The sequence below is a fragment of the Pseudoxanthomonas sp. P4_B2 genome (assembly GCF_056402315.1).
In genome coordinates, this window is the sequence record NZ_JBFUHQ010000004.1 from 36,450 (window position 1) to 54,136 (window position 17,687).

12 protein-coding genes are annotated in these 17,687 nt (G+C 57.3%); 8 read left to right on the forward strand and 4 right to left on the reverse strand.

Translation table 11 applies throughout. From position 1 onward, the window contains the following. Nucleotides 1-103: 103 nt before the first annotated feature. Genes AC1DTQ_RS11390 through AC1DTQ_RS11400 form a run of 3 tightly spaced genes read right to left on the reverse strand, consistent with a single transcriptional unit; the run spans nt 104 to nt 6,954 of the window. Nucleotides 104-4,786, reverse strand: coding sequence for a glycoside hydrolase family 99-like domain-containing protein (locus tag AC1DTQ_RS11390; RefSeq protein WP_477849742.1), 4,683 nt, complete (start codon nt 4,784-4,786; stop codon nt 104-106). Nucleotides 4,787-4,790: 4 nt separating this feature from the next. Beyond that, nucleotides 4,791-6,164: an ABC transporter ATP-binding protein gene (locus AC1DTQ_RS11395; protein ID WP_477849743.1), complete on the reverse strand. Its 1,374-nt coding sequence runs from the start codon at nt 6,162-6,164 to the stop codon at nt 4,791-4,793. Next, complete coding sequence (locus tag AC1DTQ_RS11400) at nt 6,154-6,954, reverse strand: ABC transporter permease (RefSeq protein WP_477850066.1); 801 nt, start codon at nt 6,952-6,954, stop codon at nt 6,154-6,156. The genes AC1DTQ_RS11395 and AC1DTQ_RS11400 overlap by 11 nt, the downstream gene beginning before the upstream one ends. 208 nt (nt 6,955-7,162) lie before the next feature. Between AC1DTQ_RS11400 and AC1DTQ_RS11405 the strand changes: the two genes are divergently transcribed. The 8 genes from AC1DTQ_RS11405 to AC1DTQ_RS11440 all read left to right on the forward strand — a co-directional run bounded on the left by AC1DTQ_RS11405 (nt 7,163) and on the right by AC1DTQ_RS11440 (nt 16,257). Further along, nucleotides 7,163-8,089, forward strand: coding sequence for a class I SAM-dependent methyltransferase (locus AC1DTQ_RS11405; RefSeq protein WP_477849744.1), 927 nt, complete (start codon nt 7,163-7,165; stop codon nt 8,087-8,089). 93 nt (nt 8,090-8,182) lie between these two features. After that, nucleotides 8,183-8,731 carry a hypothetical protein gene (locus AC1DTQ_RS11410; protein WP_477849745.1) on the forward strand — a complete coding sequence of 183 codons (549 nt, stop codon included), beginning with the start codon at nt 8,183-8,185 and terminating at the stop codon, nt 8,729-8,731. A gap of 228 nt (nt 8,732-8,959) precedes the next feature. After that, nucleotides 8,960-11,032 carry a glycosyltransferase family 39 protein gene (locus AC1DTQ_RS11415; RefSeq protein WP_477849746.1) on the forward strand — a complete coding sequence of 691 codons (2,073 nt, stop codon included), beginning with the start codon at nt 8,960-8,962 and terminating at the stop codon, nt 11,030-11,032. Nucleotides 11,033-11,154: 122 nt separating this feature from the next. Then, a complete protein-coding gene (locus tag AC1DTQ_RS11420; RefSeq protein ID WP_477849747.1) occupies nt 11,155-12,189 on the forward strand; it encodes a glycosyltransferase family 2 protein in 1,035 nt (344 codons plus the stop codon). Nucleotides 12,190-12,231: 42 nt separating this feature from the next. Further along, complete coding sequence (locus AC1DTQ_RS11425; RefSeq protein ID WP_477849749.1) at nt 12,232-13,029, forward strand: class I SAM-dependent methyltransferase; 798 nt, start codon at nt 12,232-12,234, stop codon at nt 13,027-13,029. Between the two features lie 3 nt (nt 13,030-13,032). Next, nucleotides 13,033-13,431: a GtrA family protein gene (locus AC1DTQ_RS11430; RefSeq protein ID WP_477849751.1), complete on the forward strand. Its 399-nt coding sequence runs from the start codon at nt 13,033-13,035 to the stop codon at nt 13,429-13,431. After that, nucleotides 13,424-14,674 carry an NAD-dependent epimerase/dehydratase family protein gene (locus AC1DTQ_RS11435; protein WP_477849752.1) on the forward strand — a complete coding sequence of 417 codons (1,251 nt, stop codon included), beginning with the start codon at nt 13,424-13,426 and terminating at the stop codon, nt 14,672-14,674. The genes AC1DTQ_RS11430 and AC1DTQ_RS11435 overlap by 8 nt, the downstream gene beginning before the upstream one ends. Further along, nucleotides 14,671-16,257: an FAD-binding protein gene (locus AC1DTQ_RS11440; RefSeq protein ID WP_477849753.1), complete on the forward strand. Its 1,587-nt coding sequence runs from the start codon at nt 14,671-14,673 to the stop codon at nt 16,255-16,257. The genes AC1DTQ_RS11435 and AC1DTQ_RS11440 overlap by 4 nt, the downstream gene beginning before the upstream one ends. Before the next feature lie 21 nt (nt 16,258-16,278). On the opposite strand, the gene AC1DTQ_RS11445 is transcribed toward AC1DTQ_RS11440, so the two are convergent. Beyond that, nucleotides 16,279-17,685, reverse strand: coding sequence for a mannose-1-phosphate guanylyltransferase/mannose-6-phosphate isomerase (locus tag AC1DTQ_RS11445; protein ID WP_477849754.1), 1,407 nt, complete (start codon nt 17,683-17,685; stop codon nt 16,279-16,281). Between the last annotated feature and the right edge of the window lie 2 nt (nt 17,686-17,687).

Below are 17,687 nucleotides of genomic sequence, written 5' to 3' on the forward strand. Positions count from 1 at the left end.
ATGCTCGGTACGTACAACGCAGACTCTCGCCGCATCCAATCGGGGCGAACGGGTGGCCAATCAGTACTGGATCTGAGTGCATTGGGATCTCTTAAAAAGGCTTTTAGCCGCGCCGTAGCAAGTAGTCTGCATCGAGAGCGTTGGCGTGGGCTTGCAGGAAACTGTGTCCGAATCTACGGTCGGGCTCCAAGTACGCTCCCTCCGCCCATTCGTTCCAGGCGTTGATGAAGACAAGCCGCTCGCCGCCGCTGTATTGCTGTTTGGTGCGAGAGACCGCCGTTTCGAGCCAAGCCTGGAACGCCCCAGGCGAGGCATGCTCGAAGCTGTAGCTGCTGTTCTGACGGCGCGCGGTATTGTCCCAGCCTGGCATGACACCCATGAACCGGTTGTAGGCGGGCAGATCGCGCGTGGCGTATCGCACCGCCAGATCGCGGTAGTCCGCGACCACTCCGTTGAAGTTGGGGTTGAGCAAAGGCGCGGTTACTTCGTGCGGCTCGGCCATGCCTTGCGGCGGGAATTCCACCGCCGCATCGCAGCCCATTTGGCTAGGGTGGATGCCCGCGGTGACCAGTTCGAACGATTCGACTTGCGCGATGTATATCTCGCCGATGCCCTCATCGAGGCAGACCTGCCGCCACAATGCCGCCGTGCGAGCGAAGTTGGGGAACAGAGTGACCCGGTAGACCAGGATCAGTGGCCGGCCGTTGATCCGGATATAGTTCGGACTACGGAAGAATCGCATCAGATCGCGGATGACCGCGAGGTCGTCTTGGTCCGAATGGCTCTGGGCCATGAGTACGTCGTGCTCTTGGCCATCCCAGCGCCGGGTCCAGTTCTCGTTTGCCCAGCATAGGCAAAAAGGAAAGTCGGGACGTTGTGTCTGCAGCATCTGTTCGATCGGACGCTCCAGTAGGCGCTGGCCGCCGAACCAATAGTAGTAGTAGCAAAATCCGCCAAGCCCGTAGCGACGCGCGAGGTCGGCCTGCTTCTCCATCACTTCAGTCAGACGGAGGTCGTAGTAGCCCAGGTCCGCTGGCAGGCGCGGTTGATAGTGCCCCTGGAAGTTCGGCTGCGCTTTGCTGACGTTGGTCCACTCGGTGAAACCCTGGCCCCACCAGAGGTCGTTCTCGGGAATGGGGTGGAACTGTGGAAGGTAGAAGGCAATAGTGCGCACTTGGTCCAGCGTTTCCAAATCCGCACGCCAATGGCTGGAGAAAGTGGCCAGATTGCGCGATATGCACTCTAGCTTGTAATCGCTGGGGAGGTCGTCGGAAGTCACGCTGAGGTGATGGAACACCGTTGCATCTGCGCAATACCTGATCCGTCGACCTAGCTTGCGCAGCCGCATGCAAAGATCCGAATCTTCGCAGTACGCGGGTGCGTAGCTCTCGTCGAACCCACCCATGGACCTGAAATCTTCGCTGCGCAGCAACAAGCAAGCGCCGCTGCAATAGTCCACGTCGCGGCTATAAGAGAACTGCGGCATGGAAGGAAGGTCGTTGAGCCCGATCATTTCCGCCGAGCCATCGCGACGCAAGCGGGTGCCGGCTTCTTGCAACCAGCCCGAAGGATAGACAATCTTCGGACCGACGGCGCCTATGGAAGAATCGGCTGCTATGCTCTCTACCAGAGCGCTCAGCCAACCTTTGGTAACCTGCACATCGTTGTTGAGCAAAAGCAGATAGCGGCCGCGAATATGCCCCAGCATGCTGTTGCAGTTCTTGAGGAAGCCGAGATTGTGCGGCTGAGTGAATAAGCGAAGATGGGCGACATGCGCCAGCACAGTAGCGCTGCTGTCGGTGGACGCGTCGTCGGCAACCAGAACTTCGAAGCTCGGTCCCGCAGTTTCGGCCGCTGCGGCGATGGAGCTCAAGCACTCCAGCGTAGTGGCCAAATGATTGTAAGCCGGAACTAGTATGGTAACTTCCGGCGCGGCCGGAGGCTCGGGCAGGCGGATTGAACGGGCGATCTTCTCAAGATTGCCGCCGTTGAAATCCAAAAGCGAGACCGGTGCAGTCTGCTTGTTCTGGGACTTCAATGCCAATGCGTCTTTGATCCGGTCGCGAATTGGCCCGTAGTCGCTCCATTCGCGAATACCGTCAGCCATCCAAAGCGCATCGGCAGGCGCCCAGCTTGTTTGCAAGTAGTCAGTCTGAACGGGTGCGCCCAGGGCAGTGTAATCAACCGCGGCCCCACGCGTACGAATGTCCGCATCCCAGCGGCGGTATGCATTTGTCCCACTGAAGAGCCATCCGCTTCTGGAGAAGAAAAATCCCTTCAACTTTCTCTTGTTTGCGAATGAAATGGGTGCCGCACGATAGATTTTCTCCAACCATCGGCCGCTCGTCCGCACCACCGCAAGACGTGCGGCTCTTGCGGCGGCGGACAACGCACGCAGTGGCGAGGTAAGCGCCCAGCTGGTGGAACCCTTGATCAGGTCGAGTTCCGCCCGCAATTGCCCGGCGGAGATTTCAAAAGTGCGTGCATAATTGAGCGCAAAATCCAGTTCCGACCGGTTCGCGTTCCCGCTTTCGATTTGTGCTGCAAGTTCTTCGGCATGAGCCCACAATCTGTGTATCTCATTGTCCTTCTCCACTATCTCCGCACCAAGGACCTCCAATTGGCGGGACAAGCTGCGCCCGTTTTCCCCGGACTCATTCACCGAGGCCTCAAAAACAGAAAGCGCTTGTTCCCCTGCGGCGACGCGCTGTTCGGCGGCCTGAAGTTGGGTAGCCAGCGAGTTCGACCTCGCCTGTTCCAGAGAGAGGGCCGCGGCTATTTCTGACAATTGGGCTGTACTGCGAAAAGCATCGCTAAGGAGATCATCGTGGCGGGATTGCACTTGCGAGGCCCGATTGGCGGCCTCAGAGAGCATCGATTGAAGCTCCTCCTTCTTCGCTTCGAATTGCCTATCGTTCGCTTCCGATATTCTTTCCAAGTCGCCTACGCGCACTTCTAGGTCGTAGACATGTTGGCCTTCGGCGGCAAGACGTTGTTTGAGTTGTTCGTTCTGTTCCCGCAGCTGCGCCAGAGAAAGCGCAGCTTGGTCTTCGGCGATCAACGCCGACTCCGAAGTCGGCACGACGGAGAACTGATCTACCGTGGTCTGGCCCGGCGCTCTGCGGACCTGACCCTTGATCTCGTCCTGGAACGAAGCCTCCATGTCGATGAACGACTGGATTTCGGTTCCGGTCAGAAGTATTCCGAAGTTTCTGAATATTGCTCGCATCAGCGTGGGAAGATGCAGCAGATTCGGGTCGTCGGGTGCTGCGAGCATTGAAACCGATGTCATCGACACCGAAAGGCAACGGAACGCAAGAAAACCGAAAGTGATCTGATTTTTGGCAGACCACTCCAAGTCAAAAAAGGACGGTCCATCTTTGCCAATGACAAGATTTGCTGCTAGGGCGTCGAATAGTTCGCCATCGAGTTGGCTGTCCAGCGCGAATGGGTCCGTGGCGATGTCTCTGCTGGTCCTTGCGCCGAGCGCGTCGCGCCAGACGGCCAACCAGTCGGCCACTTGGTCGACACTCCAGCCATCCTTGGAGACGATTGATTCCAGGCGATCGCCCCAGTTCTCACCAGGCCAGTACGGCTCGTCGTTCACGGAATGGGCGATCAATTTAGAACCGAGCGGCGGGGCTTCCGGACAAAGCAGCTCTCTGAGCACCTCGATTCCATTCGGTTTCTGCACAAACCGGGCCCGCTTCGTATAACGGGGCTGACGCTCAGTCGCGTAGTGTTCCGCCAGCACCGCTTTGGCCAGATCGCCAAAACCAGGCGACGCCACAGATTTTCCAGCTAGGATCAGAAACGAATTTGAAAGATCGGCCAAGAGTTCGTTCCTGCCCACGACCTTGAATGCCTGCTTCAAGGAAAAATGCGGTGGGTTGACCATCTGGCGATCGCTGCGCGCCGCCTGTCCAGCGAGGGATGCCGCATCGATAGCGCTGTTTGCGGCATAACCCATCGGGAGTACGACCGCCTGCGGAAGTTTATAGTCGGGAAACGGCAACGCCGTTTCGACGCACGCGAATCCCGAGCTCAGGATTCTGCCTTCCAGTTCCGATTTTCCGAACGTGACCACGCTTTTAGCGTCGTACTGGTCCTGGATGCCGGCCATAGGGCGGCCAAGATGGTCTTCGTTGACTCCGGCGAAGTACTTCAGCCCCAACTGGTTCTCTATCGCAATCAAGAGAATTCCGTCTTCCTTAAGCAGCGAGCGAGCTTGCTCAAGCATTTCTTGGATTGGATCGATGCCGGATGCGTATATGCGCGCGTACTCAAGCACCCCTATCAAGGTCACAACATCGAATTTTACCGTAGTCGAGAATGTGTCGAAACGGGCGTTCAACGTGGTGACATTTTCCAGATCGCGGCAACGGGAAGCGGCGATTGCGGCGCGCCTGGGGCTGCCTTCGAGCGCCAGGACGTTGGCCCCGCGCTCGCCCAAGAACCGGGTGATCGCGCCGCAGCCCGCACCGATCTCCAACACGTTCTTGCCGGCAAGGTGCGTCTCGATGGGCCTCAGCAGGTTTGCGCGTGTCGGGCTCAGGTGATAGACGGACGGCCAGTCGACCTGGTGGGCCAATAGTTCGTTGGAGAAAAGTGAAACGTCGGCGCTGGCCAGAACCGCGCTCTCAAGTCTCTGCTCCACCTCGTCGCCGTCGGAATAATCGAACTTCCCTTGGCTCGGATCCAACCAAAGCCTGCGGGAAGGATCCTTTACATAGCCGCCGACCAGCAGTAGATCATCGTAGTTCGTGGAAAACGCGCGGTGATTCATAGGTCTACTCATTTGCTTGTAGGTTGACGTTGAGCATGGCCATACCGAAGAAGCCGGTTCCCAATACGTTTAGGTGTATCGAGTCGTAGCGTCGATCATGAGGGGCCACATCCTCACCATCGCGGCTGGCAACGCCGACGGAGAGAAAATAATCGCCGGGGCCGAGCAAGCAATCGAATGCGAAGACCACTTGGCAGCCGGTGCCAGCACGGCCACTTACCTGCGATCCGGCTTCTGTCGAGATCATCTCCGAGTTGGTTCCGTAGACAGTGATGCCGTCTTTGGTCTTGACTGTCAGTCCGAATATCGGTCGCGATACGTTCTGGTTGAACGAGACGCCCAGTACGAGCCTGAGTGCCGCACCGCATTCGACCGTGGTGGGGTAGGCGCCATTGGGACCGATCAGACGGAAATCGTTGATCTGCGCTGCGCCATCGCCCCAACGGAACTCGTAGGGATTGTAATTGGGCCTGCTGGCGAAAGCATTGCCACTGGTCTCCGCTTTTTCCGCCCCCACGACTGTCGGCGGCTCGGAATCGTCCTGAGCCGGCTCCGTCTCTATCGCGATCGATCGTACGACACGATTGCCGCCGAATAGCAGCTCGAGATAAGTGTGGACGACGTCTTTAGGCCGTCCTTGCTGCTTAACTTCTCCTTCGTGCAGAAGTATCGCGCGATCGCAGTGGCTGACGATTTGTTCAGTGGAATGCGATACGAAGAGTATAGAAGTTCCGGCTTCCTTCAAGGCATCCAGACGCGCGAAGCATTTTGACTGGAATTTCGCGTCGCCTACTGCCAAGGCTTCATCGACGATCAGAATATCGGGTTCGACCTGTGCTTGTACGGCGAACGCAAGACGCACGATCATGCCGCTGGAGTACGTCTTCACCGGCCGGTGAAGAAACTCACCTATGTCGGCAAACTCGATGATCGCATCCATGCGGCTGTCTATTTCCGCAGGTGTGAGACCCAGGACGGCTGCGTTGAACCTGATGTTCTCCATGCCGGTGAAATCGGGATTGAAGCCTGAACCGAGCTCCAGCAGCGCCGCGATCCGGCCACGCACGGAAATATCGCCGGAGGTTGGAGTCAGAGTGCCGGCGATCATCTGTAGGAGGGTGGATTTTCCCGAGCCGTTCTTCCCAACAACGCCAACGGTTTCTCCCCTATTGATGTCAAAAGTTACGTCCCGCAGCGCCCAGAATTCACTGTAACGCTGCTTGCCTTGTAAGGAGCCCGCAAGGGACTGCCCGCCCAACTTGCCGGCGAGCACGGCCGCACGCGGATAGAAGGATTGCTTCAATCTATCAATTGGGTTTGCGTAGATGTTGTAGCACTTGCTGATTCCCTGGACGAGTATCGCTTTCTCAGAGGACATCGGCGAATCCTCGGCGAGTACGCTGAAAGAACCAGAATCCAATCCACGCGAAAGCGAGCATGGCCAGCGTGAACAGCGCCATGCGTGGCCAATCAGGCGGCGAACCGAGAACAAGGATCAGACGGGCTTGCTCGATGAGAAAGGTCAATGGATTCAAATAGAAGAAAATGCGGTACTGTTCCGGAATAGCGGTCACCGGGTAGAACAACGGCGACAGAAACATCGTTGCGGTTATCACCAAGCCGACGATTTGGCTGATGTCTCTGACAAAAACACCTAACGAAGAAAGCAACCATACGCTCCCGAGTCCGAGCAGACATAACGGCACCAGCAGGGCTGGTAGCCATAACACTGTCCAATATGGAAATCCTTTGACCAGCACGAACGCGGCCATCAACACCAGGAAGTTGACAGCCAGTTGAAACATGCCGGAAGCCACCACGACCCAAGCCTGTATTTCCAAAGGAAATACGATTTTCTTGACCAGATTTGGGTTGCCCACGACCATCGATGGTGCGCGCGAAACTACTTCGGACACGAATGCGAAAACGAGCATGCCGGCGAAAAGCATCAAGGCGAAGTCGCGCGAGCCGGTAGCCTCGCCCCACCGCATGCGAAATATTTCTGTAAATACGAACGTATAGATGGCGAGCATCAACAAAGGCGTCAGCACGGACCAGAACAAGCCGAGCGCCGATCCTCGGTACCTGGCGACTACATCTCTCCGGCACAGCGTGACTATGAGGTTCCTGTTGCTCCAGGCCGACCGGCATAGGGACGCGATTCCAATAGGATAGGTAGTGTTCGCTGAGGAAAGTGTTTTCACGTTCTTGGGTTCGCGGCGCCAGCTCGGTTCGAGAGTCGGCAGATTCGTTTGTGGTAACCCCATATGATACCGTTTGCTCGCAGGAAGCGTGCCGCACGGGACCCATATACAAGGGTTCTTCAGGCTTGCGTCCTTTTTCCGGTCGATAACGATCCTTGCAAGGTCTAGCTAAATGACATCCAAGCTCAGCGGCAACTTTGCAAAGGAGAATTCTGCCGATCCGGTGGCATTTCGCTGGGAAGCGGGCGGGGTGAGATGGCTGGCCGATCGCACGGAGGCGGTGCACGTGTTCGGGTTCATGTCGTCTCTGGCCCAAGCTATGGAGACTTCGGTTCGCGAACGTGGCGGCGCCCATGGTTATTGTAGGGGCTGCCAGCGCTGGCAGTGGTTCCGGCAGCCTGAAACGCCTCCCGGTGATTGGGCAAATACGTTGGAAGGTCTCATATGTGAATGCGGAATGAATGGACGAATGCGAGGAATTCTTGCCGCCGTCGATGGCTTGCTTGCGACCGATTCGGCCGTGGGCGAGGCCGCTATCCTCGAGCGCGTGACGCCCTTGTTTCCCCTGATGCAACTTCGGATCGAGAATCTGAGTGGCAGCGAGTATCTGGGGCACCAGTACGTCCCGGGCGAGGTGGTGATGTCAATGGGGCAGGATGTCAGACACGAAAGCATGCTGGACCTGTCGTTCGCGGACCAATCCTTGGATCTGATCATGCACTTCGACGTGCTGGAGCATGTGCCTGACCCTGCACTAGCGCTTCGGGAATGCAATCGCGTGCTGAAGCCGGGCGGCTGGCTGCTGTTTTCTACTCCGTTCTACGAAGAGCTCGAAGAGTCAATTGTGAGAGCCAGGTTGCGTGACGGCGAATTAATTCACGAACTTGAGCCCTGTTATCATGGCAATCCTGTCGATGGAAGCGGGGCGCTGGTGTACACGCAGTTCGGCTGGGACTTCCTTCCCGTGATCCGGGATGCCGGGTTCCCGGGCGCTGGCATCCTTTTTTGCTTCAATCCGGTTGAAGGCGTGTTGTCGGATGGTTGTCCTTTTCCTGATGGACATGCTTGGCCTGTGATTTTCGCGGCGCGGAAGTTGTAGTTCGTGAGTCGAAATCTGTATGTCAACACAAGCACCAAACGAGGCAGCGCCGCCGGCTCCGCCTAGTCCCGAATCCAAGTAAACGAGGCATTTATGCGTACGATCTACCCCGTTCTCCTCTGCGTGGCGCTGGCAGCCTGTAACCGTCCCGAGCCTGCTGGCAGCACCGCCGTGGCACCAACACCTGCGGCTACGCCTACCGCCGCCTCGACCTCCACCGGTTTGAAGGAATTGTCAGCCAACGAATTCGGCTCGCCACAGGCTTCGGCGACCTGCAACTTGGAGATGATCGGCAGTACGCTAGTGCCCGACGCCAAGCCGATCGCCATCGCTGGGCGTAAGCTCACGGTCAGCGGCTGGGCCTTCGACGATGCGACTAAGAAGCCACCGACCAAGCTTTTCCTGCGCCTGATTTCTAAAGGAGCGCAAACCAGGATGTGGGAATACGAACTGGCCCAGAACATCGACCGCACCGACGTGCAGAGCCTCTATGGCGGCGCTCCGGAGCTCGTCAAGACCGGTTTCAGCGGCGACGTGGACGTGGCAGGTCTGCCGGCCGGCGATTACTCGGCGATTGTTGCCTATTTGCGCGATTCCACCTTGGTGGTTTGCGACAACGGGCGTGCAATCGTTTTGAACTAACTGGTTGCTGCGACAGCCGTTGCGCCAAGGCGTGCGGCGGTTGTCATCGTTCCGTTTCTCCTTGAAGGCGCGCCACGCCAGAATGGACGCGTGAGAAGGTCAATGCTGGCTATAACGACATTATCCGACTTGCGCCTGGGGCAACAGATACCAAGGCTGTTGATAGCGGCAGTCTTTGTCACGTTCATTTTGTTGCTGGCCAGAATACTGGCGGTTGACTCGCCTGTCATGGCCAGCGACGAATATGCATACCTCGCCAACGCCGCCCATGTAAGTGAGAAGACCGAGCTTTATCGACTGGATCCTGGCCTGCAGTCGCTCGACACCAAGTTATACCCATTCTTTTATGATTTCTGGACCAGTGTATCTAATCAGCGCGCACAGACCGTGGGAAGGGTCTTCAACGCGCTGCTGTTCGTACTTTGCGCCTTCGTATTGCATGCGACCTTCCTGCGTTTGTTCGATCGAGGCACGGCGCTCGTTTCAACGCTGCTATACCTGGCGATGCCATTTTCGTTCTATTCGACAACGTTGTTGCCTGAAGTTGAATTGCAGCTTTGCCTTTACCTGCTTGCTTATTGCTTGGTGGTTGCCGGTACTAGATTTGGCTACGGATGGGTCGTTACGGGTGCCCTCTTCGCGGGATTGGGCTATCTATTCAAACCACACGGGGTGGCGGCCATCCTCGCTGGTGGCGTGTATGTGCTGATCGTCGGGTTTTTCGCGAGGCGGGGATCGGTTGCCGCACGCGCTATCGACGCATTCGCTCGTTCACTGGCTTTTTTCGCCACCAGCTTCGCCGTGGTGCTTGCCTGCAAGAAGTTGATAGGAACAGCGTCTGACGCGCAGGGCGGAGCCTTGGTTTCGGGCATCTATGCGAGCTATCTGCAACGACTGGGCAACGCCGGCTATCTGTGGGAGAACCTGCACGGCATGCTCGATTACGTCGGTGGGCACGTCTGGGTATTGACCGCGCTTTTCGCACCCGGTTTGTATGCAATTTGCATGAACGGTTCGCGATGGCTAAGAAAAGTGCGCGACGTGCCGATCGACGAACCGCCGGCTTCCGCCGAGTCCGCGCAGTACTTCGCCGTGTTCGTGATACTGCTCGCCATCGCCTTGATATCGATGATCGCCGCATTCACACAATCCGCTGGATCGACCAGCGAGTTCGAGAAGTATCGTCTGCACGGGCGATATCTGGAGTCGCTCCTGCCGTTTCTGCTCGCATATTCGTTTTGGTGGTGCAGGAGCGCCAGCCAAAAGATTCCGGCCGTGCTGGGTGTGATCGCCCTGGCGAGTTTTGCCTGGCAGGGCCGGCACCTGTACAAGCTTTATCCTTGGGATTATCCGGACGTTTTCGGATTCTTCACTCCTTCCTTGACGCATTGGGGTTTGCCAGGCGCGTCCTCGTGGACCTGCGCGTTCATTCTGGTAGTGGGGCTGTTTTGCTGGGCCAGCCTATTCTTCGGGCGCGCAAAGGTCTTGGCATACGCGATTTACCTGTCGGCGGTTTTCACTGCATCGCACGTGCAGATGTCCAATTGGCTCCAGTACCACAACCAAACTAATGGTCCGACTGTAGATGCCGCGGATGGGTTGAGAGATTTTCTGGGCCCCGTACCCGATGCCAGCGGACTGGTTTTAGCGTCGAATCGATACGGCGAAACCGCTTATCTGCTTATGGAAATGAACTCGCTACAGTATGTGATGCCATTGCCGGCCGACGGTAACTTCGACATCAAGCAAGTGCCCCCAGGCGTCGGCTGGATAGTGGCCCCACAGTCGGCCACCCTGCACCTACCGAATGCGGCGGAACTCAGCTTCGGAAACCAAAAACTCTACCTGCTCGACAACAAGTATAAGTGGCCGGTGGTGGGCGAAAAGCGCGGATGGGACAAGGCGCCGATCGAGGTCGGCATGAGTGTGGCTGGATCGGGGGCCTTACACGGATTCAACCCCGCTGAAGAATGGGGCAGCTGGTCCGCGACTCAGGACGCTTATGTGGATCTTCCTGCCAAAGTTGAGGGTAGGATTGGCGTTGAGTTCTTCGGTTGGGTCGTCGATCGACACCCCGACGCTCTGGTCACCGTCAGCGTGGGCGACGCCAGCAAACAGTTGCGGCTGACTAGCAAAGGGGCGGACTACAGTACGGTTCTTGAAACTGGAATCCCGGCCGAGCGCATCTATTTCAAAACAAGCGTGGTCCGTGCGCCGCAGGATCCCCGTGGTCTAGGGGTGGCGTTGAGCAGAGTAAGACTGACTTCAGAAACCGGCCCGCAAGCGGGGAAACCACCGTAGTCGCAGGCCGTTAACCGCCGCCCTACGCCAGATGCGACCGGTGCGGCGGAGCTGAGTTTCTGCCGCGGGCACTGTTATGTCTTTGACCCTTACGCAAATTTGCGAGCTAACTGGACACATAGATGATCGACCGCAATGCCATCCTCTGGAAATCAGGAATCGCCGTAGTGATTCCATGCTATCGCGTGACCCGGCATATCCTCCAAGTAGTTTCTGCCATCGGAGCGGAAGTGGACGCGATCTACTGTGTGGACGATGCGTGTCCCGATGGTAGCGGCGATTTCATCGAGCGCGAAGTAAGAGATGACCGCGTTATCGTCCTCCGCAGCGAAGTAAACGAAGGCGTTGGCGGCGCGGTGATGACTGGCTATCGGCAAGCAATAGTAGAAGGCGCTTCAGTCATCGTAAAAATAGACGGCGACGGCCAGATGGATCCAGCTTTGGTAGGGAACTTTGCTGCACCCATCCTATACGGCGACGCTGACTATACGAAAGGCAATCGCTTCTACGACTTGCGGGAAATCAGATCGATGCCCTTGTTGAGGCGGATAGGCAACCTGAGCCTTTCCTTCATGGCAAAGGCATCCAGCGGCTACTGGGACGTTTTTGACCCTACAAACGGCTACACCGCCATCCATGCCGAAGTGGCCAAAAGGCTGCCGATGGCCTCCATCAGCAAGCGCTATTTCTTCGAAACCGACATGCTTTTCCGGCTCAACACGCTGCGCGCAGTAGTAATGGACATTCCTATGGACGCGCGCTACGGCGACGAAGTCAGTGGTCTGCGGGTTTCCAAGATCGTCGGCGAGTTCATGGTCAAGCACGTACGGAACCTGTTCAAGCGCATCGCTTACAACTACTTTTTGCGCGATATGTCGATCGCCTCCGTAGAGCTGGTGGCGGCGCTGGTCCTCATAGGCTTCGGAAGCGTGTTCGGGGCATGGAACTGGTCGAACTCAGCCAGCAATCACATGAGCACCCCGGTCGGCACTCTCATGATCGTGATGGTCTGCCTAGTTGCAGGATTGCAGTTCTTCTTGGCCTTTCTTGGTTACGACACGGCCAGCGTGCCTAGACAGGCATTGCATCCTAGATTGGCCAGAAGGGACCTTATGGCTCCGCTGCCTCGGCGGACCTTGCAGGAAACAGGCTCGTGAACTCAACCGGTTCCTTATCGATTAGGCCCTTGAAGGAGCGCAATGAACGGCATACTTGAGAAGATCCAGGAGCCGGAAGTTCGCGGCTGCCCGGTTGATGGTTCTGAGCGTTTTCACGCGCATCGTTTGGTGTTGGAACGGAAACGCTCGATTCGCGACGTGTTCCGCGAGTTCCACGGAATTTTCAGTCAGTTGGACGAAAAATTCCTTTCTGGACAAGGCAAGCGGATCGAACTTGGCGCGGGCGTGTTTCCGGTCAAGGAAAGCCTGCCCGAGGTGCTTGCGACCGACATCGTCTTGGCGCAGCACTTGGACGCGCAACTCGATGCGCAAGCCATGGACCTGCCGAACGAAAGCGTCCACGCCTTCTACCTGCAGAACGTGTTCCATCATTTTCCCGACCCTTCGGCGTTTTTTGCGGAAATCGCGCGCACATTGACACCCGGCGGCGGGGCGATCCTCATCGAGCCCGCATCGGGACCAGTGGCCAGCCTTATCTACCCGAAACTGTTTGCCTCCGAGGGATTCGACAAGAATGCCGTGTCCTGGAAAACTGAAGTCGGCGGTCCGATGAGCGGGGCCAACCAAGCACTGAGCTCGCTTATTTTCGATCGCGACCTAGAACGCTTCGAGCGAGAGAATCCGGGGCTGGAGATTGTCCACCGCGACGTGCTGCCCAACTATCTGCGTTACCTGTTCTCGGGGGGGTTGAACTTCAGACCACTGATGCCGGATTTCTTGTTTCCTGTACTGAAGCTGGTCGAGAGCGTGCTGTGGCCAGTTCGCTCAGTGTTCGGGCTGCACCGCGTGATCGTGCTGCGTAAAAGAAAGGCGGTTTAGCCCGTGCTAGCGACATTCTCGCGCTATTTGGGCGTGCAGATCTTTGCTTATGCGATCGACTTCGGCACTTTTTTCCTGATCTCGAGCGTCGCCGGCGGCAACCCCCTATATGCGAATGTCGCCGGCAAAATCCTCGCAGGCGCTTTCGCCTTCTTCGCCCATCGGAAAATAACCTTCAGATTGCAGGGCGGACGCGGAGGCAACGAACAGGCGATTCGTTACGTGATCCTGTTGGCGCTCAATACCCCTCTTGCCACACTGATACTCTCGTTACTGATGCGTGTGATCGAGTATCCAGTTGTTGCTAAAGTGATATCCGATGCGATTTGTATAGGCGTGACCTTTCTTCTCTCCAAGCACGTAGTGTTCGTGAGCAAACTGCAGGGGAAGGACGATGCGTAAGGTCGGCATTCTGGGCGCATCGGGCTACATCGGTTCAGTTGTGCTGCGCAAATTGCAGGTCCGGGGTTGGTGCGTGGTGAGCTTGGGAAGGAGCGCGGTAAGCGGAGCATCCGAGCATCGGCCAGTCGATATCGGCCAGCCGCTCCAGGAATCCGCGATCGATGGTCTGGATGCCATCATCCATCTGGCTGCCAATACCGACTCCGGCAACGACTCGCACGCGGCGGAAATTGCTTTCGCCACAGCGCTCGCGGAGGTGGCCAGCCGGCGCAGTATCCCTCTGCTGTTCGTATCCAGCCAGGCCGCATCGGCGTCCGCTCCTTCACAGTATGGCCGTACAAAAGCGGCGATCGAGCGCAAGATATTGCCCCTGGGTGCGATCGCGATTCGTCCCGGCCTAGTTTATGGAGGCCAAGAGAGCGGGCTGTTCGGCGTGCTGGCATCATTCATGCGGCGCACGAAGCTAAGGCCATGCCTACTCCCATCGCCCCTTGTGCAAGCTGTACACGTGGATGATGTGTGTGAGGCGATTGCCAACGCACTCTTCTTGCCAAGGGCAAAGGGACGCTGGTTCGCAGTGGCCGGCCCGCCCATGCAGTTCAACGTTTTCTTGAAGACGATCGCATCGTACCGAGTGCGCGCGACTACGATTCCGGTACCCGTTCCGGTCGCCGTGTTGAGATTGGTATTGCTAATTGTGGGCAAGTTGTTCGGTCCAAAGATCGGCGCGGAGCGCTTGAAGTCATTGACTTCCCTGAAGGCCATGGAATGTGATTCGGACTTAGAGGAATTGGGTATTTGCTTACGCGACTTACGCGATGGTCTATCGAGATCCGGGCGACCGTCAAGGCGTTTGCTAAGGGAAGGTGCTGCGATGAGGCGGTCCTTAGTTGGTGGATACGACGGAATCTGGAGCGTACGAAATTATCCGCGCATGCTGATGTCCCAAGACCAAGCACTTGCGCTAAATCTGCCCGCTATGCTGCTGCGGTTCCCAAGACTGCTTTCCGCGCTCGACTCTCCGAAGAGCCGTAGCGAAGTCCGTGCCGCAACCTTGATGGGGCGAATGAACATGATGTATCGACTGTGCGAAACCAGCACAGAAGACGCAGCCAAGTTCATTGCGTCGGGCCGGCCCAGCTTTGCGCGGTCCACGGTGGCTTTGTTGATGGTGGGTCTCAGCGAGGCCTGTTCGTGCGTGCTCCGGCCTATTGCCTCTATCATCGCGAAAGCCGGCAAATGAGCCCGTCTCTCATTCCCGTTTTGATTGTTGGGGCTGGTCCGGCTGGAACTAGCGCTGCTCTGGCGCTTGCCGAGCGCGGGCAAGCGGTCCATTTGATCGATGCGGGGATGCGAGGCATCGACCTGCCGCCAGAGGGGCGATATTTGGATCTCCGCTTCAACGACACGACGCAGTGGCATTGGCAATTGGGTCGGGGTTTCCAATCGCTACGCGCATCCGGCAGTGTGTCGCCGAAACTTAGAGTGCCTGGGCTGGCCGCAACCTTCGAAGGTTACGCGGAAGCGAATCAGTTGCAAGCAGAAGGCGGGTTTCAATTGCTGGGCGCGCTCGCTGGCGGAGGATTATCGAACGCCTGGGGTTGCGGCGTCGGCCGATTTGACGCGAGCGAGTTGGGGCCGTTGGCAGACTTGAAGCAAATGCATTCGTCGTACGCACGGGTCGCCACGCGAATTGGTTTGAGCGGCTCCAGCGACGATTCGCTCAGTGGCTACTTCGGTCTGGACGATTTTTCAGATCCTCCTTTGCTCTTAGATCGCCAGCACCAAGCGCTATGGGATCGTCGCAGCAGGCTTGATCGAAACGACTTTCTGCTCGGCAGGGCGCGAGTAGCGGTATTGGCAAGGGACAAGGAGGAGCGTCAGGCTTGCGATCTGCGTGGAATGTGCTTGTGGGGATGCAGGCGCGGCGCGACATGGTCGGCAAGCCATGATCTGAGTCGGCTTAAACGTATGCCGAACGTGCGTTTGGAGGAGGGAGTCGTGGCCATCGAACTGATCAGGGAAGCAGAAGGATGGTTGCTGCGCGGACGTTCGGGTGGGGAAGAGCGCCTTTATCGGGCTGAGAAAGTCCTGCTGGCCGCCGGTACTGTCGCCTCCACCCGATTGGCGCTGGATGCACTCGACTCGCCGCCGAAGTCGGTCAGGTTGCTTTCCAATCCGATGGCCGCATTCCTGGTCGTCCAACCTCGCATGTTTGGAAAGATTCACCAGCCTTCGTTCGGTCTTGCGCAACTGTCTTACGTGCTCGAACGCGTGAGTGAAGGCCAGTCGGCATTCGGAAATTTGTTCTCGACATCCGGGTTGCCTGTATCCGAGTTCCTCAAATATCTGCCCATTACTCGACGTGCCGGGTTGCCTCTATTAAGGACGCTGTTGCCGATGGCCGTGGTGGGAAATGTCTTTCTTCCCGGTTCGCTATCCGCGCATAGGGCAGTGCTGAACAAGGACAGAAGCATGACCATACAAGCGGGGAGTAGCGCTGATTTGCCTGAGGTGTATCGTTCAACCGAAAAACGGCTGCGTCGTAGTTTCAGGAAGCTCGGCGCGTGGATGCTGCCGGGAAGTTTTGTCGCAGGTCAGCCGGGCGCTGATATCCACTACGCCGGCACACTTTCCATAAAAGACGAGCCCGCGGCGCACGAATGCAGAGTCAACGGGGAAATAGCCGGCTTGCCAGGCGTCTATGCCATCGACGGGGCCAGTCTGCCAGTCCTGCCAGCGAAGGCGCACACTTTGACCATTATCGCCAATGCTGATCGCATCGCGCGCGGGTTGCTTGAACTGAAAGGCGTCACCGAATCCTAACGTCTGCGTCCTGCCGGCATTTCAAGTGGTTCGGCCATAGACATCTTCGAATCTCTGAATGTCGTCCTCGCCCAGATAACTGCCGGACTGCACTTCGATCAGCTCTAAAGGCAGCTTGCCGGGATTGCGCAAACGATGAACCACGCCCAAGGGGATGTAAGTGCTTTCGTTCTCACCCAGCAATACGACGTCTTCGCCACGCGTTACTTCGGCCGTACCGCTTACGACGATCCAATGTTCGGCGCGATGGTGGTGCATCTGCAGGCTGAGTGATGCGCCAGGCTTCACCGAAATGCGTTTGACTTGGAAACGGGGGCCATTGTCAATCGAATCGTATGCGCCCCAGGGGCGATAGACCTTGCGATGGGCAAAGGCTTCGCTTCTGCCCGTGCTTTTGATGTTCGTGACGATATTTTTCACCTCTTGAATGCGATGACGGTCGCCCACTAGGATCGCGTCGTCGGTCTCGATAATTACGACGTCCTTCAGCCCCACCGTCGCAATCAGGCGCGTTGCATAGGCATAGGTGTTTTTGCTGTCGATATCGATGACGTCGCCGTGATGCGCATTGCCATTCACGTCTTTGGGTGAAACGGCCCATAGCGCGTTCCAGGATCCCACGTCGCTCCATCCCGCGTCCAAGGCAATGACGGCGGCGTGCTTGGTTTTCTCCATCACCGCGTAGTCGATTGAATCGTCGGGGCTGGCTTCGAAAGATTCCGCATGCAAGCGCACGAAATCGTTATCGATCGTGGATTTCGCGAATGCTTGCTCACAGGCGGCGAGAATCGCGGGCTGCAGGCTGCGTAGTTCTTCGAGGTAACGTTTTGCGGTGAATAGGAACATGCCGCTGTTCCATAGGTAGGCACCGGAAGCGAGATAGCTTTCGGCGATCGCCTTGTCCGGCTTTTCGACGAAACGTTCGATCCTACGCACGCCATCGCCGGACCCCGCCTTGATATAGCCGTAACCGATTTCCGGGGAAGTCGGCTTGATTCCGAAAGTGACAAGTTTTCCTGATTGCACCGCTGGCAAAGCTTGTCGTACTGAATAGTGGAACGCTTGTTCATCGAGAATCACGTGATCACTGGGCAGCACGAGCAGTATCGCATCGCCCCAGCTCTTGACTGCTTGCAGCGCTGCGATCGCGATTGCCGGGGCGGTATTGCGACCCACTGGCTCCAGGATCACCGCCGCCGGTTCCACACCTGCTTCGCGCAGCTGCTCGGCCGCCATGAACCGGTGCTCATGGTTCGCAATTACGATAGGGCGAGTAGTGGCAAGAGAGGTGACTCGCTTCCAAGTCGCCTGAAACATCGTGTCGTCGCCAACAAGCGGCAGGAACTGTTTTGGGTAAGACTCACGCGATAGAGGCCACAAACGAGTTCCGGAACCGCCAGAAAGAATAACGGGGACTATTTGGTTCATGA